The organism is Acidobacteriota bacterium, from assembly GCA_030697165.1.
GTDB lineage: Bacteria > Acidobacteriota > Vicinamibacteria > Vicinamibacterales > UBA2999 > 12-FULL-67-14b.
On the sequence record JAUYQQ010000004.1, the window covers coordinates 358,409 to 383,088 of the forward strand.

Genomic DNA, 24,680 nt, shown 5'->3' on the forward strand with positions numbered 1-24,680 from the left:
GTTACGCCTTGAGCGACACGCCCAGGTCGTGAATCAGGCCATCCTGCAGGCCGTAGATCCAGCCGTGCAACTCGAGCGGCTGGTCGCGGCGCCACGCGTCCTGGACGATGGTGGTGCGGGCGATGTTGCGCACCTGCTCCATCACGTTGAGCTCGGCCAGGCGGTTGATACGCGCGTCGACGTCGGCCAGGCCCAGCAACTCGGCCTGGTGCGCATGCTGCACGTCCTGGACGTGCTGCAGCCAGTTGTCGATCAGCCCGTGCGCGGTGCCGTCGAGGGCAGCGCGAACCCCGCCGCAGCCGTAGTGGCCGCAAACGATGACGTGCCTGACTTTTAACATGTCGACCGCATACTGCAGCACCGACAGGCAATTGACGTCGGTGTGGACGACGACGTTGGCGACGTTGCGGTGCACGAACAACTCGCCAGGATCCAGGCCGACGATTTCGTTAGCCGGCACCCGGCTGTCCGAGCAGCCGATCCACAAGAATTTTGGAGCCTGCTGGCCGGCAAGCCGGGCGAAAAACCCGGGGTCTGACTTGACCCGATCGGCGGCCCAGGCGCGGTTCTTGGCAAGCAGCGTCGTCGGCATCGGCCCCCAGTTTACCGTCGTCTCGCCACCCACGTCGTCATCGACCGTTGGTCGTGGACGACGGTGGTCTTGATGGGGTCGAGCAGGTCGCCGCCCAGGCGGGCGGTCCAGTCGAGGATGGTATCTGCGTCGACGAGGTAGCGGTTGGAGCCGTCCGGCAAGCGGTAGCGGTTATTACCAAGGGGGCGCACCTGGTCGGCCACCCCGATGGTGGACGCCAGCCGTGCGAAGAACAGCCCACCCGGCTTGAGCACCCGCCACAGGGCATGAACCATGGCCGCGAAGTGGGCATCGTCCCGGGCGAAATGCAGCACGGCGCTGGCAATCACGACATCAGCCGAGGCGTCCTCGAACGAGGTGTCTTCGATGGCCTCGTGGCGGAAGTCCGCGCCAGCATCGGTCCGGTTGAAGCCGGACGCCACAGTACTTGCCAGGACCCGCACCTTCGCAATGGCCTCGGCGCTGGCGTCGTTGCCGAACACCTCGAAACCCTGGCGCAGGAGGTAGACCAGGTTGCGCCCGCCGCCGCAGCCGGCGTCGAACACCCGCATGCCCGGGGCAATGCGGCCGCGCAGCAGCTGGTCGAAGACGTAGATGTCGATGTCGCCGAATTCCGTACGTAAGGACGCCGGGTTGAATTTCGCGGTATTGGTCACGAAATTCAACCCGGCGTCTTGGTCGGACTCGGTTAGGCGCCGCCGGCCTTGCGGGGCGTCGAGGTCTGCTTCTTGCCACGAGCCGGCTTGCTCGCCTTCGTCTTGGGCCCGCCGTCGCCCTTGTTCTTCTGGCCGCCGCCGATGCTCTTGGCCGCGGCCTTGAGGCGCTCGCCCACGCTCTTCTGCGACTTCGGCTGTTCACCGGCCGCCGCGGCCTCTTCGGCCGCCTTCTTCTCGGCTTCGGCCTTCTTGGGGTCGAACTCGCTGCCGAGCAGTTCGATCTGCGCGATCTCCGCTGCGTCGCCGCGGCGGTGACCGAGCTTGAGGATGCGGGTGTAGCCACCCGGGCGATCCATGAACCGGGGCGCCAGCACGTCGAACAGCTTGGTGACCACGGTTTCGTTGAGGACGTCACGCATCACCAGGCGGCGCGCCGACAGCGACACACCCTTGGGGTCGTTCGCCTTGACGCCGCGCTTGGCAATCGTGATCAGCCGTTCCACGTAGGGGCGCAACTCCTTCGCCTTCGGAACGGTGGTTTCAATCCGCTCGTGGCGAAGCAGGGCCTCGGCCTGGTTACGGAGCAGCGCCGTGCGGTGCGCCGTGTCCCGGCCGAGCTTGCGATGTGCATTCTGGTGACGCATGACTGTTTATTCCGCCGCCGCCGAGTCGAGCTTCATGCCGAGGCTCAACCCCATCGACGTCAGGATCTCCTTGATCTCGTTGAGCGACTTGCGCCCAAAATTCTTGGTCTTCAGCATCTCGGTTTCGGTCTTGCCCACCAGCTCGCGGATGGTCCGGATGTTGGCGTTCTTGAGGCAGTTGTACGACCGCACCGACAGTTCGAGCTCTTCGACGCTCTTGTCGAGATGCTCGTTGGTGACGCCGACGCGCGGCGTTTCCGCGCCCGCTTCCGACGATTCGTCATCGGCCTCATCGAGGCTGACGAAGATGTTCAGGTGGTCGCGGATCAGCTTGGCCGACAGCGACACGGCGTCGCGCGGCGTGACCGAGCCGTTGGTCCACACTTCGATGGTGAGCTTGTCGTAGTCGGTGGTCTGGCCGATGCGCGCGCCCTCGACCAGGTAGTTCACTTTCTTGACCGGCGAGTGGACCGAGTCGATCGGGATCCAGCCAATGCCGAGATCCTCGTCGAAGTTGCGGTCGGCCGAGACGTAGCCGCGGCCGCGCTTGACGCGCAGCTGCATGTGCAGCTTGCCGCCCTCGGCGATGGTCGCAATCACGGCATCCGGTTCCAGGATTTCGATGTCGGCGTCGGCTTCGATGTCCGAGGCGCGGACCGGGCCCGGCTTGTCCTTCCGCAGCGTCAGCGTCTTGGTGTAGTCGACGTGACAGGTCAGCGGCAGCTGCTTCAGGTTGAGGATGATGTCGGTCGCGTCCTCGACCACGCCCTTGATCGGCGAGAACTCGTGGAGCACGCCGTCAATCTGCACGGCGGTGATGGCCGAACCCTCGATCGACGACAGCAGCACGCGGCGCAGGGCGTTGCCGACAGTGGTGCCGAAGCCGCGCTCGAAGGGCTGCGCGTAGAAGCGGCCGAACCGATCGGTCAGCGTCTCGCGTTCGAACTCGAGGCGCTTGGGGCGCTGAAAACCTTTCCACAACATGGGATCTCTTCCTTTTCGCTACGGGCCAACAGTCTTGGCCACCAGGCCTGCGGGTAATGACCACGCTCGCTCGCTGCAGGCCTGAAAAGCTGCTGGAGCGCGGCTTGCGAATAGGCGACGGCTGAAGCCGTCGCCCTCCGAACGATTACTTGCTGTAGAGCTCGACGATGAGCTGTTCCTGCACGGGCAGGTTGATCTGTTCGCGGGTCGGCATGCTGACAACCTTGCCGCCCATCTCGCCCTCGAGCGAGAGCCACTCGGGAACGCCCCGGCCCTTCACTTCTTCGGTGGCGTGGATGATGGTCGTGTTGGCGCGGCTGCCCTCGCGGACCTGCACGGTGTCGCCGGCCTTCAGCGAGTACGACGGAATGTCGACCTTCTTGCCGTTGACCAGGAAGTGGCCGTGGCGAACCAGCTGGCGCGCCTGGGCGCGCGAGGTGCCCAGGCCCATGCGGTAGACCACGTTGTCGAGACGGCGCTCGAGCAGCTGCAACAGCGTTTCGCCGGTGATGCCGCCGCGGGTGCGGTCGGCCTGGGCGAAGTAGCCGCGGAACTGGTCTTCGAGCACGCCGTAAATGCGCTTGACCTTCTGCTTCTCGCGCAACTGGACGGCGTAGCCGACCATCTTCGCCTTGCGCAGGCGGCCGTGCTGGCCCGGGGGCATGTTGCGCTTTTCGATCGCGCACTTCTCGGTGTAGCAGCGCTCGCCCTTGAGGAACAGCTTCATGCCCTCACGGCGGCACAGGCGGCAAACGGGTCCGTTATATCGAGCCATAAATCAGTATCCAGTATCCAGTAGCAGTAATCAGACGCGACGGCGCTTGGGCGGCCGGCAGCCGTTGTGCGGGATCGGCGTGACGTCGCGGATCGATCGCACTTCGAGGCCCGCCGTCTGCAGCGCGCGGATCGCCGACTCGCGGCCGGAGCCGGGGCCCTTGACCAGCACGTCGCACGAGCGCATGCCGAAGGTCTTGGCGGCGTTGGTGGCGCTGAGCGCGGCCTGGGTCGCCGCGAACGGCGTGCCCTTGCGCGAGCCCTTGAAGCCAATCGCACCGGCGCTCGACCACGACACCACCGCGCCCTCGGCGTCGGTGATCGTGATCAGCGTGTTGTTGAACGACGCCTGCACGTGCACGAAGCCGTGGTGGACAATGCGCTTCTCGCCGCGCTTCTTGAACGCCTTTTTCTTCTTGGTCGGGGCTTCCGCGCCGCCGGGATTCTCTGCTTTGGCCATGATTTAAACCGTCTTCTTCTTTGCCACGGCGCCCTTGCGCGGGCCCTTCCGCGTGCGCGCGTTGGTCTTGGTCCGCTGCCCGCGCAACGGCAGGTTGCGGCGGTGACGGCCGCCACGATAGCTGCCGATCTCGATCAGCCGCTTGATGTTCAAGGAGATCTCCTTGCGGAGGTCGCCTTCCACGCCGCCCTGGTCTTCGAGGACGCGAGTGATCTTGCGGACGTCGTCTTCGGTGAGGTCCTTCACCCGGACGCTCGGATCGACCTCGGCGGCCGCCAGCACGACGTTCGCGCGGTGACGGCCGATGCCGAAGATATACGTGAGACCAATCTCAATGCGCTTCGTGCGCGGGAGATCGACACCTGAAATACGCGCCATGTCTTATCCTTGCCGCTGCTTGTGCTTTTGGTTCGCGCAGATCACCCGGACCACCCCTTGGCGGCGGACAATCTTGCACTTAACGCAAATCTTCTTTACCGAGGCTCTTACTTTCATCGCGCTTCTCCGGCGGCCCTAAAGGACCGCCCTCCTGGCACTACAACTTCTCGACTATCCGTCCGCGGCCTGGGTCGTTGCTCATGAGCGCGACCCTCACCCGATCCCCTACCAGCACGCGGACGTAATTGCGTCCGACCGGGCTGGCCAGGTGCGCCGTCACCTGGTGCCGTCCCGCCAGCTCCACTCGCACGAGCTGGCTGGGCAGCAGTTCCATCACCACGCCGTCAGCGGTGTTATCCTTCGACTCGCTCACGTGTTCACGGTCGCTCACACGTTCGCTCGCTCAGGACTCACGCCCGTCTACGCCGAAGCGCGGTCCTCGAACGCCGCGTCGGGCGGCAACGTCAGCACCCGGCACCCGTGTTCGGTGACGACCACCGTGTGCTCGAAGTGCGCGGACAGGGCCTTGTCTTTCGTGACCGCCGTCCAGCCGTCTCCAAGCACCTTCACCGCGGGCTTGCCCGCGTTCACCATGGGCTCGATCGCGAGCGCCATGCCTTCCGCCAGCCGCGGACCGCGTCCGGCGGTCCCGTAATTCGGAATCTGCGGCTCCTCGTGGAGCGACGTTCCGATGCCGTGGCCCACGAACTCGCGGACCACCGAAAACCCCTGCGCCTCGACGTATGACTGCACCGCGGCGCCAATATCCGAGACCCGGGCGCCGGCCTTGACCGCCGCCACCGCGCGATCGAGCGCCGTCCTGGTGACATCAAGCAGCCGCTGCGCTTCCGCGCTGACCGCGCCAACCGGCACCGTCACCGCCGAGTCGCCGTAAAACCCGTCGAGCTTGGCGCCCATGTCGATGGAGATGATGTCCCCTTCGACCAGGGCGCGCGGCGATGGAATGCCGTGCACGACTTCTTCGTTCACCGACGCGCAAATCGTCGCCGGGTATCCGTGATACCCCTTGAAGGCCGGCTCGGCGCCCGCTTCGCGCAACCGCTGTTCCGCGATCGCATCGAGGTCAGCGGTGGTCACGCCCGGCCGCACCGCCGCCGACAGTTCCTTCAGCACGCGCGCCACGAGGGCGTTCACGCGCGCCAGCTTCTCGATCTCCGCCGCCGATCGGCAGACAATCACGCCTGCGCCCCGTTCTTCGGCCGTGCGCCCCGGGGCGAGACGTCTTCGCCGCCCAGCTTCTGGGCCACCATGCTCGGCAACTGCGCCGCCGACAGGCCCAGTGCCGAGGCCACCGCGCCGACCAGCGCCTCGCGCACCTGCTCGGGCGATTGCAGCCCGTCGATCACGCGGAACGTCGGCCGCGCGCTGTAGTACTCGATCATCGGGCGCGTATCGCGCCAGTAGATCTTCAACCGTTCCCGCACCACCGCTTCCGAGTCGTCCGAACGCGCCACCCACTTCGGGCCGATACTCCGGCACCGTTCGGTGTTCTGGCACAGGTCCGACAGCGTGTCGGCCTTGGTCTCGAACGCGTCGGCGTTGGCGCCGCAATCGTCACAGACCCGCCGGCCGCGGACCCGCCGCACCAGCTCTTCGTCCGGCACCTGGATCTCGACGCAAATCACCGGTCCCCGCGCCGCCGTAATCTCATCCAGCGCACCGGCCTGCGTGGCGGTGCGCGGAAAGCCGTCGAGCACGAACCCGGCCTGCGCGTCCGGAAGCATCAGCCGCTCGCGGACGATGCCGATGATCAGGTCGTCGCCGACCAGCTCGCCGCGTTCCATCACCGCTTTCACGGCGCGGCCCAACTCCGAATCGCTGTGCACCGCTTCGCGCAGGATGTCCCCGGTCGACACCTTGGGAATCCCATGTTCGCGGGCAAACCGCTCTGCCTGCGTGCCCTTACCCGCTCCCGGCGGGCCAAGCATCACGAGGTTCAACGCCACGTTAGCCGCGCCGTCCCCGGATTCGCGTCTTCTTCATGAACCCGTCGTAATGCCGCATGATCAGCTGCGACTCGATCTGGTTCACGGTGTCCATGGCCACGCCGACCACGATCAGGAGCGACGTTCCGCCGAAGAAGAACGTCACGCCGAGGCCGTTGGTGACGAACCGCGGCAGGATCGCGTCGAGCGACTCGCCGATGAACGGAATCGGCGCCACCTTGAAGCCGGTCATCAGCCACTCCGGGATGATCGCGACCATCGCCAGGTAGACCGCGCCGACAATCGTGATGCGCGCGAGAATCGTGTCGATGTACTCCGCGGTCCGCTTGCCGGGTCGAATGCCGGGCACGAAGCCGCCGTACTTGCGCATGTTCTCCGACACGTCATCCGGGTTGAAGATGATGGCGGTGTAGAAATACGCGAAGAAGATGATGCTCAACACGTAGAGCAGGTTGTAGAGCGGCATCCCGTAATTGATCTGCCGAATCGCCGCGTCGGCCCAGCCGCCCGGGGTCGCCAGCCCCGACATCATCGTCGGGAACGTCAGGATCGAGCTGGCGAAGATCACCGGGATCACGCCGCCGGTGTTGACCTTGAGCGGAATGTGGGTGCTCGAGCCGCCGTACTGGCGCCGCCCGACCACCCGCTTGGCGTACTGCACCGTGATCCGCCGCTGGCCGCGCTCGACGTAGATGATCGCGGCAATCACGCCGACCATCAGCAGCACCAGGAACGCCATCGTGATCAGCCCGATCTGGCCGGTCTGCATCTGCTCGATGGTGCCGACCACGGCGCGCGGGAAGTTGACGACGATGCCGGCGAAGATGATCAGCGACATGCCGTTGCCGATGCCGCGCTCGGTAATCTGCTCGCCCAGCCACATGATGAACATGGTGCCGGTGGTCAGCGTCAGGACGCAGCCGAAGCGGAAGGCCCAGCCCGGCTCGTAGACCAGCGGCAGGCCGCCGGCAATTTCGGTCTGGCGCTCCAGGAAGATCGCGATGCCGAGCGACTGGACCATCGCCAGCACCAGCGTGAGGTACCGCGTGTACTGGGTGATCTTGCGCCGCCCGAGCTCGCCTTCCTTCGACAGCCGCTCGAGGTACGGCCACACCACCGTCAGCAGCTGCAGGATGATCGACGAACTGATGTACGGCATCACGCCGAGCGCGAAGATGGTGACGCGCGACAGGCTGCCGCCGGTAAACATGTCGTAGAGGCCGAACATGGTGTTCTGCGCCTGCTCGGACATGATCCGCAGCGCCTCGGAATTGACTCCGGGCGTCGGGATAAAGTTGCCCACGCGGTACACCGCCAGCATGCCGAGCGTAAACAGCACCCGGTTGCGGAGGTCCGCGACGGCAAACAGATTCTTCAGTGTATCCAGCACAACAGCCCTCAGTTACTTACTGATTGCTAAGCTTTGTCAGCGACGACGGCCGAGCCATCCGGAATCGCCTCGGCGCGGCCACCGGCGGCGGCCACCTTCTCGGCGGCCTTTCCGCTGAACTTGTGAGCGTGCACCGTCAGCGCCTTGGTCAGTTCCCCGCGGCCGAGGATCTTGACGAGCGACTTGCGGCTGCCGACCAGGCCATGCTCGCGCAGGGTCTCGACGGTCACGGTCGCGCCCTGGTCGAACGCCGCCTCGAGCTGGTCCAGGTTGACCACGTCGTACTCGGTGCGGAAGATGTTGGTGAAGCCGCGCTTCGGCACCCGGCGGTGCAGCGGCATCTGGCCGCCTTCGAAGCCGCGCTTGAACGAGTAGCCCGAACGCGACTGCGCGCCCTTGTGGCCACGGCCCGAGGTCTTGCCCAGGCCCGACCCGGGACCGCGCCCGACCCGCTTCTTCTTGAACTTCGACCGTTCGGCCGGCTTCAGCTTATCGAGACTCATAAGTTACTCGCTCACCGTCACGAGGTGACGGACCTTGAAAATCATCCCGCGGGTCTCCGGCGTGTCCGCCAGCGTCACCGAGTGATTGATCTTCCGCAGGCCGATGCTCTGGACCACCGTCGCCTGGTTCTTGTTAAAGCCGATCGGGCTCTTGGTGAGCTTGATCGTGACGGTCTTCGCCGCCTGCTTGGTTTGCTTCGCCTTAGCCATTTGTCGTCATTCCATCCGTGCTAATCGGTGCCTAATCGGTGGCTGTCTAATCGGTGCCCAATCGGTGGCTGTCCGATCGGTGGCTAATTCGAGGCCCGGCCGCCGGCCAGCTCTTCGAGCGTGTCCTTGCCGCGCAGCCGCATCAGCTTGCCCGGATCCTTCAATTCCTTGAGCGCCGTGAACGCCGCCCGCACCACGTTGTGGGGGTTGGCCGAGCCGAGCGACTTGGTCAGCACGTTGGTCACGCCCGCCGACTCCACCACCGCGCGCACCGCGGCGCCGGCGATGATGCCCGTGCCATCCGGCGCGGGCTTGAGCAGCACACGGCCGGCGCCATAGCGCCCGACGATCGGGTGCGGCACCGTGGTGCCCTGCACCGGGACGCGGATCAGGTTCTTCTTCGCCGCCTCGATGCCCTTCTTGATCGCCGAGGGCACTTCCTTGGCCTTGCCGACGCCGTAGCCCACCACACCGTGGGCGTCGCCGACCACGACCAGCGCGCTGAAGCTCAGGTTCTTGCCGCCCTTGACGACCTTGGTCACGCGGTTAATGGAAACCACCGTGTCCTTGAGGTCGAGCTGCGCCGGGTCAATCTTTTCGCGTGTCCGAATCATTTATGCCACCCGCCTAAAACTCGAGGCCCGCGGTACGGGCGGCCTCGGCCACGGCGCGCACGCGCCCGTGGTACAGGAACCCGTTCCGATCGAACACCACCTTGGTGATGCCCTTTTCCTTCAGCCGCTCGGCGATCGCGGTGCCCACCAACTCGGCGCCCTTGAGGTTGCCGCCGGCGACGCCCTTCGGCATCTGCCCCTTCACCACGGCATCGATGCTCGACGCCGAGGCCACGGTCTGGCCGGTGCGGTCGTCGATCACCTGCACGTAGATGTGCGACACGCTGCGAAACACGCTCAGGCGCGGCTTCTCGGACGTGCCGGCCATTTTCTTGCGAATCCGGAACTTGATCCGGTCGCGGCGGTCTTCCTTGGTTTTGATCTGCATAACTACGCTCCGGTCTTTCCGGCCTTCTTCTTCAACACTTCACCGGTGTAACGCACGCCCTTCTGCTGATACGGGTCGGGCTTGCGCAGGCGACGCAGGTTGGCGGCCACCTGGCCGACCAGCTGCCGATCGACGCCCGTCACGGTGATGTGCGTCTGCTTCTCGATGACCACGTCGATCCCCTTCGGGATGTCGAACACCACCGGATGCGAATAGCCCAGGGCGAGATGCACCTGCTGGCCCTTCATCTCCGCGCGGTAGCCGACGCCGACGATGTCGAGCTCGCGCTTCCAGCCGTCGGTCACGCCGAGCACGGCGTTGTTGACCAGGCTGCGCGCCAGGCCGTGGAACTTGTCGAGCTGCTTGTCGTCCGAGATCTTCTTCGTGACGAGGCTGCCGTCTTCCACCGCGGCGGTAACGCCGGGCGGCAGCGGCTGCGTGAGCTGTCCCTTGGGGCCCTTCACGTCAACGGCCGCGCCGTCGACCTTGATGGTCACCCCTTTCGGGATCGTGATCGGTTTCTTTCCAATTCGTGACATGGCTTAACCGTTTCCCCTTACCAAACGTTGCAGAGGATTTCGCCACCGACGCCAGCCTGCCTGGCGGCGCGGCCCGTCATCACTCCGCGCGAGGTCGTCAGGATGGTCACGCCGAGCCCGCCGAGCACCGACGGCACCTCGCCGCTCCCGGCATAGACGCGGCGGCCCGGACGGCTGACGCGCGAGATGCCCGAAATCGCCTTCTCGCCGCCGGGTCCGTACTTCAGGAACATCCGCATCTGCTGGCGCGGCGCCTTGCCCGGACGTTCAGCCGGCGTCTCCACCATCTTGAACCCCGAGATATACCCCTCGTCCTGCAGGATCCGCGCAATCTCGGACTTCAGCTTGGAAGCCGGCATCTCGACGCGCGCGTGGCGCGCCGTGACGGCGTTGCGGATCCTTGTCAGCATGTCGGCAATCGGATCTGTCATAACTCTCTGCTACTCGCCTTCAGCCGTCGGCTCGTGCCTTCGGCTCAAACACCAACCCTTAGGCACATCAGGCACTTTAGGCACCTGAGGCACCGGCGGTTAATGAGTTTCCCTACCAGCTGCTCTTGGTCACGCCAGCCACGTCCCCGGTCAGGGCGAGCTCGCGGAAACACAAACGGCACAGCGCGAACTTGCGCATGTAGGCGCGCGACCGGCCGCACCGGCGGCAGCGGTTGCGGTGACGCACCTTGAACTTCAGGGTCTTTAATTCGCGTGCTTTCTTCGCGCTTGTCGCCACTAGTTGCTCCCTGCGTTCCGGAACGGCATGCCCATCAGCTGCAGCAGCTTGCGGGCTTCTTCGTCGGTCTTGGCGGTCGTGACCACGCTCACGTTCATGCCGCGGCCCTTGTCCACCTTGAGATAGTCGATCTCGAGGAAGATCAACTGGTCCTTGAGGCCGAGCGTGTAGTTGCCGCGGCCGTCGAAGCCCTTCGGCGACACGCCGCGGAAGTCGCGGACGCGCGGCAACGCGATGCTGATCAGCCGGTCGAGGAACTCGTACATCCGGTCGCCGCGCAGGGTGACCATGGCGCCGATCGGCTGGCCCTGGCGCACCTTGAACTGGGCGATCGACTTCTTCGCCTTGCGCACGGCGGCCTTCTGGCCGGTGATCTTGCCGAGCTCTTCGGCGCCGGTGTCGACGACCTTGGCGTTCTGGGTCGCCTCGCCGAGGCCCATGTTGACCACCACCTTGGTGACCTTGGGCACCGCCATCACGTTCTTGTAGCCGAACTCCTTCTGGAGCGCGGGAATCACGTCGGCGCGGTACTTGTCGCGCAGCCGGAGGGTCGTCTCGCTGGTTGCTGCCTTCGCCTTGCTCATTTGTCCACCACCGCGCCGCTCTTGCGGCCGATACGCACGCGCGTGCCATCGGGCAGCGTCTTGCTGCCGATGCGCGTCGGCTCGTTGGTATCCGGGTCGACCAGCATCACGTTGCTGGCATGAATCGCGGCCTCGCGCTCGACGATCCCGCCCTTGATGTTCTTCTGGGGGTTCGGGCGCGTGTGCCGCTTGATCAGGTTGACGCCCTCGACGATCACCCGGTTCTTCTCGGGCAGGACCGACAGCACGCGGCCGCGCTTGCCGCGATCCTTGCCGGCCCGGACGACGACCTGGTCGTTTTTACGAATCGACATTGCCATGGTGTTACAGGACCTCGGGCGCGAGCGAGACGATCTTCATGAACCGGCGCTCGCGCAGTTCGCGGGCCACCGGCCCGAACACGCGGGTGCCAATCGGCTCGCCCGCGTCGTTAATCAGCACCGCCGCGTTGCGGTCGAAGCGGATGTAGCTGCCGTCCTTGCGGCGCTGTTCCTTGCGGACCCGCACCACCACGGCCTTGACGACCTGGCCCTTCTTGACGGTGCCTTCCGGGGCCGCTTCCTTGACATTGGCGGTGACGATGTCGCCAAGGTAGGCATAGCGCCCGGTCGACCCGCCGATCGGGTTGATCACCGAGATCTTGCGCGCGCCGGAGTTGTCGGCGACGTCGAGGATCGATCGCATCTGGATCATGGCGTCTCCTAAACCTGCGTGGCCTTCTCGACGACCCGCACCAGCGCCCAGCGCTTGCGCTTGCTGAGCGGCCGCGACTCGGCGATCACCACGGTGTCACCGAGCTTCGCTTCGTTGTTCTCATCGTGCGCGACGAATCGCGACGTGCGCTTCTGCATCTTGCCGTAGAGGCCGTGCTGCACGCGCCGTTCGGTGGCGACAATGCAGCTCTTCTGCATCTTGTCGCTGACCACCACGCCCTGGACTTCCGCTTTGCCCGCCATGGCTATTTCGCCTTCTCTTTCAGAATCGTCAGGATGCGGGCGCGCTCGCGGCGCACCGTCTTCATCTTGCCGGGGGCCTCCAGCTGGCCCATCGACTTCTGGATCCGCATGCGGAACAACTGATCGTCGATCTCCTGCGTCTTGGCGCGCAGTGACTCAACGTCCATGTCTCTCAGTTCAGCGGTCTTCATCACGCTTTCTCCTCGGCAAACCGCGTCGCGAACTTGGTCATGATCGGCAGCTTCGCGCCGGCCAGTTCGAACGCGCGGCGGGCTTCGGCCGCCGGCACGCCGTTCATCTCGAACAGGATGCGGCCCGGCTTGATCACGCAGACCCAGCCCTCGGGCGCGCCCTTGCCCTTACCCATGCGGGTTTCCTGCGGCTTCTTGGTGATCGGCTTGTCGGGGAACACCCGCACCCACACCTTGCCGCCGCGCTTGACGAACCGGGTCATCGCGACGCGGGCCGCCTCGATCTGGCGGTCCGTCAGCCAGCACGGCTCCAGGGCCTTCAGCCCGAAGTCGCCGAACGACACGTCGGAGCCGCGCCACGCCTTGCCGCGCATGCGGCCGCGCTGCTGCTTCCGGTACTTGACCTTCTTCGGCATCAACATGATCGTTAGCCTCGTGCTCCGGGACGGTCGCCCTGGGGACGACGCGGGCCACGGTCGCGATCACGGTCACGGCCACCGCCGCCACCCGTGCCAAATTCCTCTTCGCGGCTGGTCCGCGGCGTCAGCCGCTCGCCCTTGTAGAGCCACACCTTGACGCCAATCTTGCCGTAGGTGGTGTTGGCTTCCGCGAACCCGTAGTCGATATCCGCGCGCAGCGTCTGCAGCGGCAGCTGGCCGTGCAGGTACCATTCCGAGCGGGCGATTTCCGCGCCGTTCAGGCGGCCCGACACCCGCACCTTGATGCCGCGCGCGCCGAAGCGCAGCGCCGACTCGACCGCCTTGCGCATGGCGCGGCGGAATGCGACGCGCTTCTCGAGCTGCATCGCCACCGACTCGCCCACCAGCTGGGCATCCAGTTCCGGCTTCTGGATCTCCTGGATGTTGATGAAGACCTCGCGGTTGGTCCGCTTCTGGATCTCCTGCTTCAGCTTGTCGACTTCCTGCCCCTTGCGGCCGATGATGATGCCCGGCCGCGAGGTGTGGATGTTGATCTTCAGGTTGCGGGCCGCGCGCTCGATTTCGATCATCGCCACGCCGGCATGCTGGAACCGCTTCTTGAGATCTTTCTTCAGCGCCAGGTCTTCATGCAGAAGATTGGCGTAGTCCTTGGTCGCGAACCAGCGCGACTTCCAGGTCTTGTTGAACCCGATCCGAAACCCGTAAGGGTGAACTTTCTGACCCACAGCGATCCCCTCTTACTCTGCAGCGGCAGGCTGCGATGCCTTGCCGCGCTTTGACGCCTTGGCCGCCGTGCTCTTCTTGGCTGCCGGCTTGGCCGAACCCTCGGCGCCTACCGCTTTGATCACCTGCGCGCGCTCGGTCACTGCCACCGTGAGGTGGGTGGTCCGCTTCACAATCCGGAACGCCCGGCCCATCGGGGCGGGACGCACGCGCTTTTGCGAGGGGCCGTTATTGGCGCAGCAGCTCGAGACGAATAGCCGGGCGACATCGCCGCCGAACGCTTCCTGCTGCTGGGCGTTGGCGACCGCCGACCGCAGCACCTTGGCCACGTCGCGCGCCACCGACTTGCGGCTGAACTGCAGCGCCGACAGCGCCATGTTCACGTCCTTGCCGCGGATCAAATCGAGCACCAGCCCGGCCTTCTGGGCCGAGGTGCGGATGTACTTGGCTGTGGCCTCTGCGCGAACCATGGCTTAGCCCTTCCCTGCTGGTGCCGACGGCGCGCCGCCAGGAGCCGGCGACGACGACTTGTCGGTGCGAGCCGAGTGCCCCTTGAACACGCGGGTCGGCGAGAACTCGCCGAGCTTGTGGCCGACCATGTTCTCGGTGAGATACACCGGCACGAACTTCTTGCCGTTGTGCACCGCCAGCGTGTGCCCGACCATTTCGGGAACCACGGTGGAGCGGCGCGACCAGGTCTTGACGACCTTCTTTTCGCTGGCGCGGTTCATCGCCTCGACCTTTTCGAGCAGGTGCGTGTCGACGAACGGGCCTTTTTTGAGTGAGCGGCTCATAATTATTTACTGCGGCGTTGAACGATGAACTTGTCGCTCGGCTGCGGCCGGCGCGTCTTGTAACCCTTGGTCGGCACGCCCCACGGCGTCACCGGGTGACGGCCACCCGAGGTCTTGCCTTCACCACCACCGAGCGGGTGATCGACCGGGTTCATGGCCACGCCACGCACGTGCGGGCGCTTGCCCATCCAGCGGCTGCGGCCGGCCTTGCCGATCGAAACGTTCTCGTGATCGATGTTGCCAACCTGGCCGATCGTCGCCAGGCAGTCCTGGTAAATCTTGCGGATTTCACCCGACGGCATCTTCACCGAGACGTAGTCGCCTTCCTTGGCCACCACCTGCACGCTGGCCCCGGCGCTGCGCGCCATCTGGCCGCCCTTGCCGGGCTTGAGCTCCACGTTGTGGACCATCGTGCCCTGCGGGATGTTCTTGAGCGGCAGGCAATTGCCATTCAGGATGTCGACGTTCGGCCCGGCGATGATCGCGTCACCCACCTTCAGCCCCATCGGCTGCAGGATGTAGCGCTTCTCGCCGTCGGCGTAATTGATCAAGGCGATCCGGGCCGACCGGTTGGGGTCGTACTCGATCGTCGCGACCTTGCCGGGAATGCCGGTCTTGTCGCGCTTGAAGTCGATGATGCGGTAGAGGCGCTTGTGACCGCCGCCGCGCCACCAAATGGTCTGCTCGCCCGTGCTGTTGCGGCCACCCGTGGTGTGCAGGTTCTCGGTCAGCGGCCCGTGCGGCTTGTCGGTCGTGATCTCGTCGAACACGAGCACCGTCATTTGGCGACGGCCCGGCGTAGTCGGTTTGTATTTACGGATCGGCATATCGTCCTCTTATGCGCCTTCGAGGAAGTCCGGCATCTTTTCGCCCGCGCGCAGCGTGACGTATGCCTTCTTCCAGTCGGAACGGCGGCCGACAAAACGGCCCTGGCGCTTCAGCTTGCCGCGGGTGATCGAGGTGCGCACCGCGGCGACCTTGGTTCCCAACAGCTTCTCGATAGCGCGCCGAACGTCGATCTTGTTCGCGTCCTTGGCCACTTCGAACACGATGGTCTTGCCATCGTCACGAAGCAGCGTCGTCTTCTCGGTGACGAGCGGGCGGCGGATGACTTCAGTAAGTTTCATGATTACCCTTCGACTCGCTTACGAGCGCGCGGCGCTCGCGCGCTCGCTCAGGGCCGCCTCCAGCTTTTCCATCGCCGCGGTCGTCATCACGACCTGGCGGGTGTTGGCCACGTCACGAGCGGTGACCAGGTTGCTCTGCACCAGCGTGACGCGGGCGAGATTGCGCACCGCCATCGCGAAGTTCTCGTCGAGGCGGGCATCGATCAACAACGCCTTGCCGGTGACGCCAATCGCCTTGAGCACGCCGGCGGCGGCCTTGGTCTTGACTTCCGAGGCGGTCAGCGCGTCGACGATGATCACGTTGCCCGACTGCAGCTTCTCCATCAGGGCCGCGCGCAGCGCGCCCTTCTCGACCTTCTTCGGCAGCTGGTACTCGTAGCTGCGCGGCTGGGGGCCGAACACGGTGCCGCCGCCACGCCACAGCGGGTTGCGGATTTCGCCGACCCGGGCACGGCCGGTGCCCTTCTGGCGCCAGGGCTTCTTGCCGCTGCCGCTGACATTCGCACGGTTCTTGGTCTTGTGCGTGCCACGGCGTTCCGCCGCGTTCAACCGCACCACCGACTCGTGGATGAGGTCGGTCTTGACGCGGCCGCCAAAGACTTCGTCCTTGAGCTCGACCGAGCCAACCTTCTTGTTTTCCGCGTTCACTACATCAATCGTCATGATTGTTTCTCACCGAAGGCAGCACTAAAGTGCCGCCCTCCTGGCAAAATTACTTTTTGCCCTTTTTCGGCTTCTCTTGCAGCTGCGGCTGCGGCTCGGGCTTCGCGGCCACGGCCTTGCGGATGACCACATAGCCGCCGTTGGCGCCGGGAATCGCACCCTTCACGAGCAGCAGGTGGTTCTCCTGGTCAATCTTCAGCACCTTGAGGTTGCGGACGGTGATGCGGTCCACGCCCATGTGCCCGTGCGCGCGCATGCCGGGCATGACGCGTGAGGGGTACGACGAGGCGCCAATCGAACCCGGGGCGCGATGGAACATCGAGCCGTGGGTGGCATCGCCGCCGCGGAAGTGGTGACGCTTCACCACGCCCTGGAAGCCGTGCCCCTTGCTCGTGCCAATCACGTCCACCCGCTCGCCCTGGTTGAAGATCGAGACCAGCACCTGGTCGCCGGGCTTCGGCGCCTCGGCGCCCTTGGCGATCTTGACCTCGCGCTGCACGCGGGTCGGCGGCACGTTGGCCTTCTTGTGGTGACCGGTCAGCGCCTTGTTGGCGTTGCGGATCGGGTTGCTCTCGACCAGGCCAATCTGCACGGCGTCGTAGCCGTCGGTCTGGCCGTTCTTGCTCTGCACGACGATGCAGGGACCCGCCTGGATGACCGTGGCGGGTTCGAGCGTGCCGTCCTCGAGGAACAGCTGCGTCATGCCGACTTTCTTGCCGATGATTCCGGTGACCATCAGGTCCTACTTTCCGTGTTCCTTGCCGAACGCCTTGATTTCAACATCGACACCCGCCGGCAGATCCAGCTTCATGAGGGCGTCAACCGTCTGCGGCGTTGGCTCGAAGATATCGATCAGGCGCTTGTGCGTTCGGACCTCGAACTGCTCGCGCGACTTCTTGTCCACGTGCGGCGAACGGAGCACCGTCCACTTGTTGATTTCGGTCGGCAGCGGGATGGGACCCGCCAGCCGCGCGCCGGTGCGCTTGGCCGTTTCCACGATCTCGCCGGTGCTCTGGTCGAGCACCCGCGCGTCGTAGGCCTTCAGTCGAATTCGAATCTTGTCGCCCAGCATAATTAGCTCTCTGCTCTCGCGTCTGTGTCTAGTCGGTGTCGAGTCGGTGGCTTACTTCGTGCCCTGCACGCGCGCAATCACTTCTTCGCTCACGTTGCGCGGCGCCTGCTCGTAGCGCTCGAAGAACATCGAATAGGTGGCGCGCCCCTGCGTGCGCGACCGGAGGTCGGTGGCATACCCGAACATGTCGCTCAGCGGCACCCGGGCGGAGATGATCTGCGTGCCGCCGCGGTCTTCCTGCGACTGGATGCGGCCGCGGCGCGACGCCAGGTCGCCCATCACGTCGCCGAGGTTGTCCTTCGGGCAGACCACTTCGACGCGCATCACCGGTTCCATCAGCACGGCGCCGGCCTTCTTGGCGGCGTCCTGGAACGCCAGCGAACCGGCAATCTTGAACGCCATTTCCGACGAGTCGACGTCGTGGTACGAACCATCGAACAGCTCGATGCGGACATCGTCGATCGGGTAGCCGGCGAGCACGCCACGCGTGAGCGCTTCCTGGATGCCCTGGTCGATCGGCTTGACGAATTCGCGCGGCACCGAGCCGCCGACCGTCATGTTCTCGAACTGGTAGCCCGAACCGGGCTCGAGCGGGAACAGGCGAATCCACGCGTCGCCGAACTGGCCGCGGCCGCCGGTCTGGCGCTTGAACAAGCCGTGGCCTTCGGCCGGCTTGGTGAGGGTTTCCTTGTAGGCGACCTGCGGCTTGCCGACGCTCGCCTCGACGCCGAACTCGCGCTTGAGGCGGTCGACGATGATTTCGAGGTGCAGTTCGCCCATGCCGCGGATGATGACCTGGCCGGTCTGCTCGTCGGTGTTGACGCGGAAGGTCGGGTCCTCGGCCATCAGCTTGGCCATGCCCTGGCCGAGCTTTTCCTGGTCGGCCTTGGTCTTCGGCTCGACCGCAAGCGAGATGACCGGCTCCGGGAAGACCATCTTCTCGAGAATGATCGGCTTCTTCTCGTCGCACAACGTGTCGCCGGTGGTGACCGACTTCAGGCCGACGGCGGCGGCGATGTCGCCGGCGTTGACTTCCTTGATCTCTTCACGCTTGTTGGCGTGCATCTTCAGCAGCCGGCCAATGCGCTCGGTGCGGCCCTTGGTGGAGTTGATCACCGAGGAGCCCGAGGTCAGCGTGCCCGAGTAGACGCGGAAAAAGGTCAGCTGGCCGACGAACGGGTCGGTCATGATCTTGAACGCCAGTGCCGAGAACGGCTCCTTGTCGTCGGCCGACCGCTCGATCTTGTTCTCGTCCTTCGAGTCGGGGTCGATGCCGGTGACCGGCGGAATGTCGAGCGGCGACGGCAGGTAATCGAGCACCGCGTCGAGCATGGGCTGCACGCCCTTGTTCTTGAAGGCGGTGCCGCAAATCACCGGCACGAACGGCGCCTCTTCATCGCGCACCGACGAGATGCAACGCTTGCGGAGGGCGGCCTTCAGTTCGTCGGGGCTAATCGTCTCGCCGCCGAGGTATTTCTCGAGCAGCTTGTCGTCGGCCTCGCTGGCCTTTTCGACCAGCTTCTCGTGATAGGCCTTGGCCTCTTCCAGCATGTCGGCCGGAATCTCGATCACGTCGTAGTCGGCGCCCATGGTCTCGTCCTTGTAGACGAGCGCCTTCATCTGGACCAGGTCGACCACGCCGCGGAACTTGTCTTCGGCGCCAATCGGCAACTGGATCGCGACGGCGTTGCCCTGCAGCTTCGAGCCAATCTGCGACAGCGTCTCCTTGAAGTCCGCGCCGATGCGGTCCATCTTGTTGACGAAGCAGATGCGCGGCACGCGATAGCGGTCGGCCTGGCGCCACACCGTTTCCGACTGCGGCTCGACACCCGACACGGCGTCGAACACGGCGACGGCACCGTCGAGGACGCGCAGCGAGCGCTCGACTTCAACCGTGAAGTCGACGTGGCCGGGCGTGTCGATGATGTTGATCCGGTGTTCCTTCCAGAAGCAGGTCGTCGCGGCCGACGTGATGGTGATGCCGCGTTCCTGCTCCTGCTCCATCCAGTCCATGACGGCGGTGCCTTCGTGCACTTCGCCGATCTTGTACGTGATGCCGGTATAGAACAGGATCCGTTCAGTCGTCGTGGTCTTGCCGGCATCAATGTGGGCCATGATGCCGATGTTCCGCGTGCGTTCGAGTGGTGCTGAGCGAGCCATGATTTAGGTCAGATCTTCCGGTTCAATAATTGCAACTGTGACGCGCTACCAGCGGTAGTGCGCGAACGCCTTGTTCGCTTCCGCCATGCGGTGCGTGTCTTCGCGCTTCTTGACGGCGCCACCGCGCAGGTTGGCGGCGTCGAGCAGCTCGTTGGCGAGCTTTTCCTGCATGGTCTTGCCGTCGCCGCGCGAGCGGGCAAAGCCGACCAGCCAGCGGATGCTGAGCGACAGGCGGCGGTTCGGGTTGACCTCGATCGGCACCTGGTAGTTCGAGCCGCCGACGCGGCGCGACTTCACTTCGAGCGCCGGCTTGACGTTGTCCACGGCCTTCTTGAAGATCTTGAGCGGATCATCGCCCGACCGTTCCTTGATCAGGTCGAAGCTCTGGTAGAGGATGCGCTCGGCGGTCGAACGCTTGCCCTCGCTCATGATCGTGTTGATGAACTTGGTGACCAGCGGGCTCCCGTAGAGGGCGTCCGGCAACAGCTCACGTTTCGCGATTACTCGTCTGCGCGGCATAAATCTCTCTTAGGACTTCGGGCGCTTGGCGCCGTACTTCGAACGACCCTGCTTGCGGCCCTGCACGCCCACGGCGTCGAGGGTGCCGCGCACCACGTGATACCGCACACCCGGCAGGTCTTTCACACGGCCGCCGCGGATCAGCACCAGCGAGTGCTCCTGCAGGTTGTGGCCGACACCCGGAATGTAGGTGGTGACTTCAATCTTGTTGGTCAGGCGGACACGCGCCACCTTGCGAAGCGCCGAGTTCGGCTTCTTCGGGGTTTGCGTGAAGACGCGCACACAGACGCCGCGCTTCTGCGGGCTGTTCTGCAGCGCCGGGCTCTTCGTCTTCCACTCGACCTTCTCGCGTCCCTTGCGGACCAGCTGACTAATCGTCGGCACGAGCACTCCAAAGGCACCGCAAGCGGACGGCTCCGCGCGGCGCCACTAACGAATCAAAAACTGCCCACATTCACCGATTACCGGCGGCTGTGGTGCCCGAGGCCTGAAAGCAGCGTCAGAAACGCGGCTTGGCACCTTGGGCGGAAAAACCCTACTTCATGGTGTTTTCGGTATCGGCGGACGCTTTCACCGGGCTTTTCGCAAGCCTGGCCCCGTTAACGGTCCCTTCGATAGGGCGCTGCGCGGGTGCGTCACGATACGGTTGAGACTAGATAGGGTGTCCTAGTCTCACGAGAACCTGACGAATATAGCACGGCCTTTCAAAAACACGCAAGCGTGCTAACTTTCTCCGCCATGCGCCACTTGACCGCCCCTTGCACTATCACAGTATTTCTCATCTTTTCGCAGGGGTTGACCGCCCAGGCCCCCACCCCGACCGTGGTCGACAGCCCGACCGTGAAGGTCCTGACCGGCCTGCTCGCCCCTGACTTCCAGGAAGAGATGAACCACATGGTCCAGGCGCTGGGCGTCAGTTGCAACACCTGCCACGTTCCCCGGAACTTCGCGAGCGACGACAACGCCGTGAAGATTACGGCGCGGCGCATGATCGAGATGACCAAGGCCCTGAACCAGCAGTTCTTCCCCGACTACAAGCCCAAGCCCGGGGAATCGGTGCTCGGCCGGGTCACCTGCTTTACCTGCCACCAGGGCGAATCCACCCCCAAGCTGCCGCCCGGCGGGGACTGACCCCGAGCAGGCGGCGCCGAGCGGTCTGTCCCCGTCGCGTTACTCTCGCGCGGCGAGGTAGTTGGTCAGCGCTTCGATCTGTTCGGGCCTCAAGCGGTTCCTGAACGGAGGCATCGCGGTCTCGCCGTAGACCTGCGACGCGTCTTCGATGATTGCCTTGATGGCGGCGGCCTCCCGCCGCCCGCCGACCTGCGTCAGGTCGGGCCCCATGCTGCCGCCGTCACCGGCGATCTTGTGGCACGCCACGCAGGTCTCGGCGTAGGTCAGCGCGGCCAATCGGCCGGCCTCGTCAACCACCGGGTGCGGGCGTCCCGCATGCTCGCGCCGCAAGTACGAGACCACCGCCTGCGCCTTGAACCGGGACATCATTGGCCGCGGCGCCGGCTCCTGGGGCGAGCGCACGCCCGGCGCGAGCGCCACCGGATCGGCCATGTGCGCCAGCAACCACTCCTCGTCGCGCGTAATCCGGGTCTGTGCGAGCGGTGCCGCCGGCGCGCCCGGGGCGTGGCACCGCGCGCACGGACTCGCCTCGTCAGTGGCAATCTGCCAGCCGGCAATCGGCAGCAAGCCCCATTTGTCGTCGTCGGGCGGCGGACCATCGGCCACGCCAAGGCCGGTCAGCGTGAGCACCCCCAGGGCGATGGCCACCATCGTGGTCGTGAACGCGCGGCGGGGCGTGCGGAACGGATGGCGGCCGTCGGCGCGATCAATGAACGGCAGCATCATCAGGAACCCCACCACCGCGCCGGGAATCACCATCGTCGCTACCGGCTCAAGCGGGCCGGGGAAGTACTTCAGCAGTTGAAACAGCGACAGGAAGTACCACTCGGGCCGCGGAATGTAATCGGCGTCCGACGGGTTGGCGATCGCATCCAGGGGCGCGGGCACGAGCGCGGCAACCGTGAACAACGACGCGAAGACGGCGGCCATCATCACCGTGTCGCGGATGACATGCCACGGAAAGAACGCCTCGCCCGGACCGGCCGCCGGCTCGATCGGACCCGAGATGCCGTGCTTCCGCATCAGCGCGATGTGCGCCACGATCAGCGTGACCAGGATCGCCGGCAGCAGGAAGACGTGCGCGGAGTACCAACGGCCGAGCGTAAGCGCGCCCAGTTCGGCGCCGCCACGCAGCACGTCGGCGATGTACTCTCCGAGCAGCGGCGTGCTGCGTGCGACGTTGATGGTGACCGTGGTCGCCCAGTAGGCTTTCTGGTCCCACGGCAACAAGTAGCCGCTCAACGAGAAGCCGAGGATGACCAGCAGCATCACCAGGCCGCTCAGCCACGTCACTTCGCGCGGCGCCTTGTACGAACCGGTGAGGAACACGCGCATCATGTGCATGACCGCCGCCACCACCAGGAAGCTGGCGCCCCAGTAATGCAGGCCGCGCAACATCCCACCCAGCGGCAGGTCGCGCATGATGAACCGCACGCTGTCGTAGGCCAGCGACGGGGCCGGCACGTAATACATGGTGAGGCCGACGCCGGTGATGAACTGGCAGGCCACGAGCAGCGTGACGACGCTGCCGGTGGTAAACGGCCACCCGGTCCCGCGCGGCAGTTCCTCGTACAGCGCGCGCCGCACCAAGGCGCGATAGCCGGTGCGCGAATCAAGCCAGTCGAGCAGCGGGCCGGTCATGGCTAGACCTGGACCATGATGCGATCGTGCTCGACCCGTACCGGCACTTGCGCCAGCGGCGTGGGCGGCGGCCCCGACACGACGTTGCCACCGGTGTCGTAAACCCCGCCATGGCAGGGGCACTCGATGTGCCCGCTGTCGGGATTGAACTTGGTGCGGCATCCAAGGTGTGTGCACGTCGAGTCGAGTGCATACAGTGACTCGCCGTTCTTGACCAAATACACCACGCGCCGGTCGACCGTCTCGCTGGCGCCATCGGAACGGGCGATCCTCAGCGTCACGGCCGTCGGCACGCCGTCCACCAGTCTCGGCACGGTGCCCGCAGGGAGCCACAACTTCTCGCGCCGCGAGAAACTGGGCGCGACGATGGCGCCGCCGACAACGAAGGCCAGTGTCGCGCCGATGCCGGCGTGCACCGTCTGGATGATGCGGATGAAGAAACCGCGGCGATTTTCAGAGGCGTTGATTGGTGGCTCCATGATCCGCTCCCTGGAAGGGAGCAAGGCTTGCTGGCGCGAGCAGGTATTCGGCCCGAACGCTTGCGCGGATTATACGGAGCAGGAGAACGGCCGCGACGTCATCTCTTGTCATTCGTCATCCGGGGGTGTCTTCGTCCACCGGGTCGTGTGACAATTGGCGCGTGCTTACGCCGTCGATCGCGACCGCCGACTCGCCGAGCGCCGCCGCGGAGTGGATCGAGGAGTGGCAGTCCGAGCACGACGGCCGCGCGATCGCCGCGCCCTCGCCGGCGGATTGGCCCTTCCGTTACCCGCTGGCGGCCGAACTGCCGGCCGGCCCCGTGGTGATTCGCGCCAACGCCTTTGACGAGGCGTTCGTCAACGAGCAGACCGGCGGCACCGAGCTCGTCACCACCCAGCGCGCCTACCTCGAGGCTGCCTGGGCGGCCGAACTGGCCCCCCATCCCGGTGGCGCGTGGCTCCTGCTCGTCAGCACCCCGGCACCGCATCACTACAGCACCACCGCACTTCTCCCCAGGGCGTTTCGGGTCACCGATGCGGCAGAACGCCTCGCACTATGCGTCCAGGCTCTCGCAGCCTGGCGGACACCCGCCGCCCTGGTGGCAACGGCGAGCGTCTGTATGGAGGTGAACGACCTCGACGCGGCAGCCCGCGATCTGGACGAGGCAATCACCCTGGCGCCAGGGTGGGCGGCGGCACGGTACGAATGCGGCAAGCTCTGGCTCCGGCGCGACGATATGGCCCAGGCCGCCGTGGCCTTCGAGGCCGCGGCGACGCTACTGCCGAGCTTCGCGCCGGCCTGGGCGAACCTCGGCGCCACGCTCGGCGAACTGGACCGCCCGGCGGAAGCCCTGACCGCGTTCGAGCGGGCCCTGGCGCTCGAGCCGGCCAGCCCGCAGGCGCTGAACAACGTCGGGGTCGTCCGCCGCGAACTGGGCAAACTCGCGGAATCGGAGGCGGCGTTCCGGCAAGTGATTGAACTCACCCCAACGCTGGCCTTTGGCCATTACAATCTCGGGCATACACTGTTTTTGCAGGGCCGGTTCCAGGCCGCGCTCGCGGCCTATGCTGAAGGCCAGGCCCGCGACCCGGAGAAGAACGCGGTGCAAGCGTCGCGGCTGGCACTGTGCAAGGTGGCGACCGGTGATGCCGAAGGCGCGCTGCGAGACCTGCGGCGCGCCACCGAGGGTTTGCCGCGCGAGTACCGGCAGCAACTGCTCGGCGAGACGAGCGCGATTTTGTGGGCCCTGGTCACCGAGCAGCCGGGCTTGAGCGGATGGCAACCGGTGCAGGCCTGGCTCGATGGCGAGTTGCGCAGGTCCGGCTGAAGCCGGACGCCACATTGATGTAGTGTCCGCCTTTTTGGGCGGAC

General features: G+C 65.5%; 39 protein-coding genes and 1 pseudogene. 2 read left to right on the forward strand and 38 right to left on the reverse strand.

The features are described 5' to 3' along the window. Window position 1 precedes the first annotated feature (1 nt). The 36 genes and pseudogenes from can to rpsL form a co-directional block, all read right to left on the reverse strand. Entirely contained in the window at window positions 2–592 is a 591-nt protein-coding gene (can, locus tag Q8T13_05600) for a carbonate dehydratase (protein MDP3717230.1), read from the reverse strand. Window positions 593–603: 11 nt separating this feature from the next. After that, a complete protein-coding gene (locus Q8T13_05605) occupies window positions 604–1,248 on the reverse strand; it encodes a class I SAM-dependent methyltransferase (protein MDP3717231.1) in 645 nt (214 codons plus the stop codon). Window positions 1,249–1,517: 269 nt separating this feature from the next. Continuing rightward, window positions 1,518–1,892 (reverse strand): annotated as a pseudogene (gene rplQ / locus Q8T13_05610) (50S ribosomal protein L17). A gap of 6 nt (window positions 1,893–1,898) precedes the next feature. Continuing rightward, complete coding sequence (locus Q8T13_05615) at window positions 1,899–2,876, reverse strand: DNA-directed RNA polymerase subunit alpha (protein ID MDP3717232.1); 978 nt, start codon at window positions 2,874–2,876, stop codon at window positions 1,899–1,901. A gap of 145 nt (window positions 2,877–3,021) precedes the next feature. Further along, window positions 3,022–3,651 carry a 30S ribosomal protein S4 gene (gene rpsD, locus Q8T13_05620; protein MDP3717233.1) on the reverse strand — a complete coding sequence of 210 codons (630 nt, stop codon included), beginning with the start codon at window positions 3,649–3,651 and terminating at the stop codon, window positions 3,022–3,024. Window positions 3,652–3,681: 30 nt separating this feature from the next. Beyond that, window positions 3,682–4,110 (reverse strand): 30S ribosomal protein S11, encoded by a 429-nt coding sequence (rpsK, locus tag Q8T13_05625; GenBank protein MDP3717234.1) that lies wholly within the window; start codon window positions 4,108–4,110, stop codon window positions 3,682–3,684. Between the two features lie 3 nt (window positions 4,111–4,113). Continuing rightward, window positions 4,114–4,488 (reverse strand): 30S ribosomal protein S13, encoded by a 375-nt coding sequence (gene rpsM / locus Q8T13_05630; protein MDP3717235.1) that lies wholly within the window; start codon window positions 4,486–4,488, stop codon window positions 4,114–4,116. Window positions 4,489–4,491: 3 nt separating this feature from the next. Continuing rightward, window positions 4,492–4,605, reverse strand: coding sequence for a 50S ribosomal protein L36 (gene rpmJ, locus Q8T13_05635; GenBank protein MDP3717236.1), 114 nt, complete (start codon window positions 4,603–4,605; stop codon window positions 4,492–4,494). A 40-nt stretch (window positions 4,606–4,645) separates the two neighbouring features. Continuing rightward, on the reverse strand, window positions 4,646–4,861 hold the full coding sequence (locus tag Q8T13_05640; protein ID MDP3717237.1) for a translation initiation factor IF-1: 216 nt from the start codon (window positions 4,859–4,861) through the stop codon (window positions 4,646–4,648). Between the two features lie 47 nt (window positions 4,862–4,908). Next, window positions 4,909–5,688 (reverse strand): type I methionyl aminopeptidase, encoded by a 780-nt coding sequence (gene map / locus Q8T13_05645; GenBank protein ID MDP3717238.1) that lies wholly within the window; start codon window positions 5,686–5,688, stop codon window positions 4,909–4,911. After that, window positions 5,685–6,455 carry an adenylate kinase gene (locus Q8T13_05650; protein ID MDP3717239.1) on the reverse strand — a complete coding sequence of 257 codons (771 nt, stop codon included), beginning with the start codon at window positions 6,453–6,455 and terminating at the stop codon, window positions 5,685–5,687. The genes map and Q8T13_05650 overlap by 4 nt, the downstream gene beginning before the upstream one ends. Window position 6,456: 1 nt before the next feature. Beyond that, window positions 6,457–7,845, reverse strand: a complete 1,389-nt coding sequence (gene secY, locus Q8T13_05655; protein ID MDP3717240.1) for a preprotein translocase subunit SecY — start codon at window positions 7,843–7,845, stop codon at window positions 6,457–6,459. A gap of 26 nt (window positions 7,846–7,871) precedes the next feature. After that, complete coding sequence (gene rplO, locus Q8T13_05660; protein MDP3717241.1) at window positions 7,872–8,348, reverse strand: 50S ribosomal protein L15; 477 nt, start codon at window positions 8,346–8,348, stop codon at window positions 7,872–7,874. A gap of 3 nt (window positions 8,349–8,351) precedes the next feature. Further along, window positions 8,352–8,558, reverse strand: coding sequence for a 50S ribosomal protein L30 (rpmD, locus tag Q8T13_05665; protein ID MDP3717242.1), 207 nt, complete (start codon window positions 8,556–8,558; stop codon window positions 8,352–8,354). Window positions 8,559–8,641: 83 nt separating this feature from the next. Further along, window positions 8,642–9,172, reverse strand: a complete 531-nt coding sequence (gene rpsE, locus Q8T13_05670) for a 30S ribosomal protein S5 (protein MDP3717243.1) — start codon at window positions 9,170–9,172, stop codon at window positions 8,642–8,644. Window positions 9,173–9,185: 13 nt separating this feature from the next. Further along, window positions 9,186–9,560 (reverse strand): 50S ribosomal protein L18, encoded by a 375-nt coding sequence (gene rplR, locus Q8T13_05675; protein ID MDP3717244.1) that lies wholly within the window; start codon window positions 9,558–9,560, stop codon window positions 9,186–9,188. A 2-nt stretch (window positions 9,561–9,562) separates the two neighbouring features. Next, window positions 9,563–10,099, reverse strand: coding sequence for a 50S ribosomal protein L6 (rplF, locus tag Q8T13_05680; GenBank protein ID MDP3717245.1), 537 nt, complete (start codon window positions 10,097–10,099; stop codon window positions 9,563–9,565). A 17-nt stretch (window positions 10,100–10,116) separates the two neighbouring features. Further along, entirely contained in the window at window positions 10,117–10,530 is a 414-nt protein-coding gene (gene rpsH / locus Q8T13_05685; protein MDP3717246.1) for a 30S ribosomal protein S8, read from the reverse strand. Window positions 10,531–10,642: 112 nt separating this feature from the next. After that, entirely contained in the window at window positions 10,643–10,828 is a 186-nt protein-coding gene (locus Q8T13_05690; GenBank protein ID MDP3717247.1) for a type Z 30S ribosomal protein S14, read from the reverse strand. Continuing rightward, a complete protein-coding gene (rplE, locus tag Q8T13_05695; GenBank protein MDP3717248.1) occupies window positions 10,828–11,412 on the reverse strand; it encodes a 50S ribosomal protein L5 in 585 nt (194 codons plus the stop codon). Before rplE ends, Q8T13_05690 begins: the two co-directional genes overlap by 1 nt. Continuing rightward, a complete protein-coding gene (gene rplX, locus Q8T13_05700) occupies window positions 11,409–11,726 on the reverse strand; it encodes a 50S ribosomal protein L24 (protein MDP3717249.1) in 318 nt (105 codons plus the stop codon). Before rplX ends, rplE begins: the two co-directional genes overlap by 4 nt. 10 nt (window positions 11,727–11,736) lie before the next feature. Next, complete coding sequence (gene rplN, locus Q8T13_05705; protein ID MDP3717250.1) at window positions 11,737–12,105, reverse strand: 50S ribosomal protein L14; 369 nt, start codon at window positions 12,103–12,105, stop codon at window positions 11,737–11,739. An 8-nt stretch (window positions 12,106–12,113) separates the two neighbouring features. After that, window positions 12,114–12,368, reverse strand: a complete 255-nt coding sequence (gene rpsQ / locus Q8T13_05710; protein ID MDP3717251.1) for a 30S ribosomal protein S17 — start codon at window positions 12,366–12,368, stop codon at window positions 12,114–12,116. A gap of 2 nt (window positions 12,369–12,370) precedes the next feature. Further along, a complete protein-coding gene (gene rpmC, locus Q8T13_05715; protein ID MDP3717252.1) occupies window positions 12,371–12,559 on the reverse strand; it encodes a 50S ribosomal protein L29 in 189 nt (62 codons plus the stop codon). After that, entirely contained in the window at window positions 12,559–12,981 is a 423-nt protein-coding gene (rplP, locus tag Q8T13_05720; GenBank protein MDP3717253.1) for a 50S ribosomal protein L16, read from the reverse strand. The genes rpmC and rplP overlap by 1 nt, the downstream gene beginning before the upstream one ends. A 5-nt stretch (window positions 12,982–12,986) precedes the next feature. Next, window positions 12,987–13,724, reverse strand: a complete 738-nt coding sequence (gene rpsC / locus Q8T13_05725) for a 30S ribosomal protein S3 (GenBank protein MDP3717254.1) — start codon at window positions 13,722–13,724, stop codon at window positions 12,987–12,989. Between the two features lie 12 nt (window positions 13,725–13,736). Continuing rightward, window positions 13,737–14,192 (reverse strand): 50S ribosomal protein L22, encoded by a 456-nt coding sequence (gene rplV, locus Q8T13_05730; GenBank protein MDP3717255.1) that lies wholly within the window; start codon window positions 14,190–14,192, stop codon window positions 13,737–13,739. Between the two features lie 3 nt (window positions 14,193–14,195). After that, window positions 14,196–14,516, reverse strand: a complete 321-nt coding sequence (gene rpsS / locus Q8T13_05735) for a 30S ribosomal protein S19 (protein ID MDP3717256.1) — start codon at window positions 14,514–14,516, stop codon at window positions 14,196–14,198. A gap of 2 nt (window positions 14,517–14,518) precedes the next feature. Then, window positions 14,519–15,343, reverse strand: coding sequence for a 50S ribosomal protein L2 (gene rplB / locus Q8T13_05740; GenBank protein ID MDP3717257.1), 825 nt, complete (start codon window positions 15,341–15,343; stop codon window positions 14,519–14,521). A gap of 9 nt (window positions 15,344–15,352) precedes the next feature. Beyond that, the gene (locus Q8T13_05745; protein MDP3717258.1) at window positions 15,353–15,643 is read right to left on the reverse strand and encodes a 50S ribosomal protein L23; all 291 of its coding nucleotides are present in this window, start codon (window positions 15,641–15,643) and stop codon (window positions 15,353–15,355) included. A gap of 18 nt (window positions 15,644–15,661) precedes the next feature. Then, window positions 15,662–16,306, reverse strand: coding sequence for a 50S ribosomal protein L4 (gene rplD, locus Q8T13_05750; protein ID MDP3717259.1), 645 nt, complete (start codon window positions 16,304–16,306; stop codon window positions 15,662–15,664). Between the two features lie 49 nt (window positions 16,307–16,355). Next, window positions 16,356–17,042, reverse strand: coding sequence for a 50S ribosomal protein L3 (gene rplC, locus Q8T13_05755; protein ID MDP3717260.1), 687 nt, complete (start codon window positions 17,040–17,042; stop codon window positions 16,356–16,358). A 6-nt stretch (window positions 17,043–17,048) separates the two neighbouring features. Beyond that, window positions 17,049–17,378 carry a 30S ribosomal protein S10 gene (gene rpsJ, locus Q8T13_05760; GenBank protein MDP3717261.1) on the reverse strand — a complete coding sequence of 110 codons (330 nt, stop codon included), beginning with the start codon at window positions 17,376–17,378 and terminating at the stop codon, window positions 17,049–17,051. Between the two features lie 51 nt (window positions 17,379–17,429). Continuing rightward, entirely contained in the window at window positions 17,430–19,538 is a 2,109-nt protein-coding gene (fusA, locus tag Q8T13_05765; protein ID MDP3717262.1) for an elongation factor G, read from the reverse strand. Between the two features lie 45 nt (window positions 19,539–19,583). Beyond that, window positions 19,584–20,057 carry a 30S ribosomal protein S7 gene (gene rpsG, locus Q8T13_05770; GenBank protein ID MDP3717263.1) on the reverse strand — a complete coding sequence of 158 codons (474 nt, stop codon included), beginning with the start codon at window positions 20,055–20,057 and terminating at the stop codon, window positions 19,584–19,586. Window positions 20,058–20,066: 9 nt separating this feature from the next. Then, the gene (gene rpsL, locus Q8T13_05775) at window positions 20,067–20,441 is read right to left on the reverse strand and encodes a 30S ribosomal protein S12 (protein ID MDP3717264.1); all 375 of its coding nucleotides are present in this window, start codon (window positions 20,439–20,441) and stop codon (window positions 20,067–20,069) included. Between the two features lie 411 nt (window positions 20,442–20,852). Here rpsL and Q8T13_05780 point away from each other — a divergent pair, with 411 nt between their 5' ends. Continuing rightward, window positions 20,853–21,188 (forward strand): c-type cytochrome, encoded by a 336-nt coding sequence (locus tag Q8T13_05780; protein ID MDP3717265.1) that lies wholly within the window; start codon window positions 20,853–20,855, stop codon window positions 21,186–21,188. Between the two features lie 39 nt (window positions 21,189–21,227). Here Q8T13_05780 and Q8T13_05785 read toward each other — a convergent pair whose 3' ends face one another. Together Q8T13_05785 and Q8T13_05790 are read right to left on the reverse strand one after the other, a co-directional pair. Beyond that, window positions 21,228–22,829, reverse strand: a complete 1,602-nt coding sequence (locus Q8T13_05785) for a cytochrome b N-terminal domain-containing protein (protein MDP3717266.1) — start codon at window positions 22,827–22,829, stop codon at window positions 21,228–21,230. 2 nt (window positions 22,830–22,831) lie between these two features. Continuing rightward, window positions 22,832–23,308, reverse strand: coding sequence for a Rieske (2Fe-2S) protein (locus tag Q8T13_05790; protein MDP3717267.1), 477 nt, complete (start codon window positions 23,306–23,308; stop codon window positions 22,832–22,834). A 161-nt stretch (window positions 23,309–23,469) separates the two neighbouring features. Here Q8T13_05790 and Q8T13_05795 point away from each other — a divergent pair, with 161 nt between their 5' ends. Continuing rightward, window positions 23,470–24,636, forward strand: coding sequence for a tetratricopeptide repeat protein (locus tag Q8T13_05795; GenBank protein MDP3717268.1), 1,167 nt, complete (start codon window positions 23,470–23,472; stop codon window positions 24,634–24,636). Window positions 24,637–24,680 lie beyond the last annotated feature (44 nt).

Coding starts and splice junctions, on each gene's coding strand:
- can (MDP3717230.1), bottom strand. CDS start 592: ATGCCGACGACGCTGCTTGCCAAGAACCGCGCCTGGGCCGCCGATCGG.
- Q8T13_05615 (MDP3717232.1), bottom strand. CDS start 2,876: ATGTTGTGGAAAGGTTTTCAGCGCCCCAAGCGCCTCGAGTTCGAACGC.
- rpsD (MDP3717233.1), bottom strand. CDS start 3,651: ATGGCTCGATATAACGGACCCGTTTGCCGCCTGTGCCGCCGTGAGGGC.
- rpsK (MDP3717234.1), bottom strand. CDS start 4,110: ATGGCCAAAGCAGAGAATCCCGGCGGCGCGGAAGCCCCGACCAAGAAG.
- rpsM (MDP3717235.1), bottom strand. CDS start 4,488: ATGGCGCGTATTTCAGGTGTCGATCTCCCGCGCACGAAGCGCATTGAG.
- rpmJ (MDP3717236.1), bottom strand. CDS start 4,605: ATGAAAGTAAGAGCCTCGGTAAAGAAGATTTGCGTTAAGTGCAAGATT.
- rplO (MDP3717241.1), bottom strand. CDS start 8,348: ATGAGTCTCGATAAGCTGAAGCCGGCCGAACGGTCGAAGTTCAAGAAG.
- rpmD (MDP3717242.1), bottom strand. CDS start 8,558: ATGGCTAAGGCGAAGCAAACCAAGCAGGCGGCGAAGACCGTCACGATC.
- rpsE (MDP3717243.1), bottom strand. CDS start 9,172: ATGATTCGGACACGCGAAAAGATTGACCCGGCGCAGCTCGACCTCAAG.
- rplR (MDP3717244.1), bottom strand. CDS start 9,560: ATGCAGATCAAAACCAAGGAAGACCGCCGCGACCGGATCAAGTTCCGG.
- rplF (MDP3717245.1), bottom strand. CDS start 10,099: ATGTCACGAATTGGAAAGAAACCGATCACGATCCCGAAAGGGGTGACC.
- rpsH (MDP3717246.1), bottom strand. CDS start 10,530: ATGACAGATCCGATTGCCGACATGCTGACAAGGATCCGCAACGCCGTC.
- rplE (MDP3717248.1), bottom strand. CDS start 11,412: ATGAGCAAGGCGAAGGCAGCAACCAGCGAGACGACCCTCCGGCTGCGC.
- rplX (MDP3717249.1), bottom strand. CDS start 11,726: ATGTCGATTCGTAAAAACGACCAGGTCGTCGTCCGGGCCGGCAAGGAT.
- rplN (MDP3717250.1), bottom strand. CDS start 12,105: ATGATCCAGATGCGATCGATCCTCGACGTCGCCGACAACTCCGGCGCG.
- rpsQ (MDP3717251.1), bottom strand. CDS start 12,368: ATGGCGGGCAAAGCGGAAGTCCAGGGCGTGGTGGTCAGCGACAAGATG.
- rpmC (MDP3717252.1), bottom strand. CDS start 12,559: ATGAAGACCGCTGAACTGAGAGACATGGACGTTGAGTCACTGCGCGCC.
- rplP (MDP3717253.1), bottom strand. CDS start 12,981: ATGTTGATGCCGAAGAAGGTCAAGTACCGGAAGCAGCAGCGCGGCCGC.
- rplV (MDP3717255.1), bottom strand. CDS start 14,192: ATGGTTCGCGCAGAGGCCACAGCCAAGTACATCCGCACCTCGGCCCAG.
- rpsS (MDP3717256.1), bottom strand. CDS start 14,516: ATGAGCCGCTCACTCAAAAAAGGCCCGTTCGTCGACACGCACCTGCTC.
- rplB (MDP3717257.1), bottom strand. CDS start 15,343: ATGCCGATCCGTAAATACAAACCGACTACGCCGGGCCGTCGCCAAATG.
- Q8T13_05745 (MDP3717258.1), bottom strand. CDS start 15,643: ATGAAACTTACTGAAGTCATCCGCCGCCCGCTCGTCACCGAGAAGACG.
- rplD (MDP3717259.1), bottom strand. CDS start 16,306: ATGACGATTGATGTAGTGAACGCGGAAAACAAGAAGGTTGGCTCGGTC.
- rplC (MDP3717260.1), bottom strand. CDS start 17,042: ATGGTCACCGGAATCATCGGCAAGAAAGTCGGCATGACGCAGCTGTTC.
- rpsJ (MDP3717261.1), bottom strand. CDS start 17,378: ATGCTGGGCGACAAGATTCGAATTCGACTGAAGGCCTACGACGCGCGG.
- fusA (MDP3717262.1), bottom strand. CDS start 19,538: ATGGCTCGCTCAGCACCACTCGAACGCACGCGGAACATCGGCATCATG.
- rpsG (MDP3717263.1), bottom strand. CDS start 20,057: ATGCCGCGCAGACGAGTAATCGCGAAACGTGAGCTGTTGCCGGACGCC.
- Q8T13_05785 (MDP3717266.1), bottom strand. CDS start 22,829: ATGACCGGCCCGCTGCTCGACTGGCTTGATTCGCGCACCGGCTATCGC.
- Q8T13_05790 (MDP3717267.1), bottom strand. CDS start 23,308: ATGGAGCCACCAATCAACGCCTCTGAAAATCGCCGCGGTTTCTTCATC.